Raw genomic sequence first — 1,823 nt, 5'->3', positions numbered from 1 at the left:
TCCCCCCCCCCCCCTTCAACCCCCCCCCCGGGGGGGGGGGGGGCCACTCCGCCGCCCCCCCCCCCCGGGGGGGGGGGGGGCCCCCCCCGGGGGCCCCCCCGCCACGGCCATCGCCAGGCCCCACGGCCAGTGCTGGGACAGCATCAGCGCGCCGCCGAACCCGGTGGCGAGGAACAGCGAGATCGCGGTTCCCAGCGGGACCCGCCAGTCGCCCTCGCTCTGGAACGTCCCGGTCAGGCCGCGGACCAGCAGCGTCGTGCCCGCGCCGACCAGCAGCGCGACCCCGGTCATGGCGAGCCACGGGGTGCTCGGCGGCTCGGTTCGGCGGCCCTGGTAGGCGATGTCGGCGACCCGGCCGTGCCAGAACCTCAGCTCGACCACGGAGCCGACGTCCACGGCGTCGTAGAACGACTCCCTGACCGGGTAGGTGTCGCTCGGCCCGTTCTCCCGCGCCACCGCGATCCCGTACGAGGTCGAGTCGTTGCCCGGGTCCGCCCACTTCCTCGTCACCCGGCCGCTCTCCGAGCGCAGGCAGTCCTCCTGCGGCCCGGTGGCCCGGGCCCCGCAGGCGGGTGCGTCGAGGTAGGCGCCGCGGGCGTCGTACGCTGCGTCGAACCGGACGAAGCCGAAGGCCACAACCGCCAGTCCCAGCAGGGCGAGCAGGCCGCGCAGCAGCAGCGCGCCGGCCGCCCGTCCGCGCCCGCCCCGCAGGCCGTCCGTCTTCCCCATGGGTCCCCTCCCGCCCGTCGGACCTGGTCATTGTGCCCTCGGGGCGGCGCGGGGGCCATCGGTGTCTCCGCACCCCCGCGCGTCAACCCCGGCCATGCGGGTTCGCCCGATCGGGGGGCGCGCGCCCGGTGCGCGCCCGGCGGGCCGTAGCGTCGTCACGGCGGACGGCGAGGGGCGGCCGCGCGGGGCCTTCGGGAGGGGTGGCGGGAGTGCGGGTCGGGCGGGTGCTGGGACTGGTGGCGGCGGCGGTGCTGGTGACGGCGGGGTGCGGCGGCGAGCCGGCGGAGAGGTCCCTGCCGCAACGGGGCGAGGAGCGGCCGACGGCGCTGGTGTACCGGGGGCCGGCCGCCTGCGACGGGTGCCCGGAGGCGGCACGGGGGCTGCTGGAGCGGGCCGGGTTCGCGGTGCGGTTCATCGGGCCCCGGGAACGGGTGCGGTTCGGCCCGGCGGCGCTGGCCGACGCGGCGGTGTACGTGCAGCCGGGCGGCACCAACGGGCAGGAGGTGGGCACCGCGTGGGACCTGCTGGCCCGCGAACCGGGCTTCACCCCGGACCTGGTGCGCGCCTACGTGCGCGGCGGCGGCCGCTACCTGGGGCTGTGCATGGGCGGCTACCTGGCCGGCGACCCCGGCTTCGACCTCCTGCCCGGCGACTCCGGCGAGTACATCCGCTCCCCGGACGCCACCGTCACCGACGAACAGGACGGCCTGGTCGACGTCCTGTGGCGCGGCCGCCCGCAGCGGATGTACTTCCAGGACGGCCCGTACTTCGACGTCGACGGCCCGGGCACGGACGTCCTCGCCCGCTACCCCAACGGCCGCACCGCCGCCGCCGTCGCCCCGTACGGCCGGGGCCGGGTCGCGGTCAGCGGCCCGCACCCGGAGGCCCCGGCCGACTGGTACGGCGACTACGGGCTGCCCGACCACTCCGCCACCGGCCTCACCCTCGGCGAGGACCTGCTCCACGCCCTGACCGCCCCCGCCCCGACCGCCGGCCCCACGCCCACGCCCTGAGCCTGACGCCGGACCGGTGGCGCGAAGCGGGTACCCGGTGGCGGCAACAGTCGGCCCCTGCCCCCCGGCAGTGCGCCGGGG

At 78.4% G+C, this 1,823-nt stretch carries 2 protein-coding genes; one reads left to right on the top strand and one right to left on the bottom strand.

Annotation, left to right across the window (positions count from 1 at the left end; translation table 11 throughout):
• Positions 1-15 precede the first annotated feature (15 nt).
• Positions 16-729 carry a hypothetical protein gene (locus ACFU7Z_RS39180; RefSeq protein ID WP_380782932.1) on the bottom strand — a complete coding sequence of 238 codons (714 nt, stop codon included), beginning with the start codon at positions 727-729 and terminating at the stop codon, positions 16-18.
• Positions 730-938: 209 nt separating this feature from the next.
• On the opposite strand from ACFU7Z_RS39180, the gene ACFU7Z_RS39175 reads away from it, so the two are divergent.
• Positions 939-1,742, top strand: a complete 804-nt coding sequence (locus ACFU7Z_RS39175) for a hypothetical protein (protein ID WP_380782930.1) — start codon at positions 939-941, stop codon at positions 1,740-1,742.
• Positions 1,743-1,823 lie beyond the last annotated feature (81 nt).

The organism is Kitasatospora sp. NPDC057518 (assembly GCF_042802075.1).
Taxonomy (GTDB): domain Bacteria; phylum Actinomycetota; class Actinomycetes; order Streptomycetales; family Streptomycetaceae; genus Kitasatospora.
The sequence above is the reverse complement of the archived record's forward strand: the minus strand, read 5'-3'. Positions and strand labels throughout refer to the sequence as shown.

Excerpts from the sequence above, each read along its gene's own strand:
- ACFU7Z_RS39180 (WP_380782932.1), bottom strand. The coding sequence starts at position 729 with ATGGGGAAGACGGACGGCCTGCGGGGCGGGCGCGGACGGGCGGCCGGC.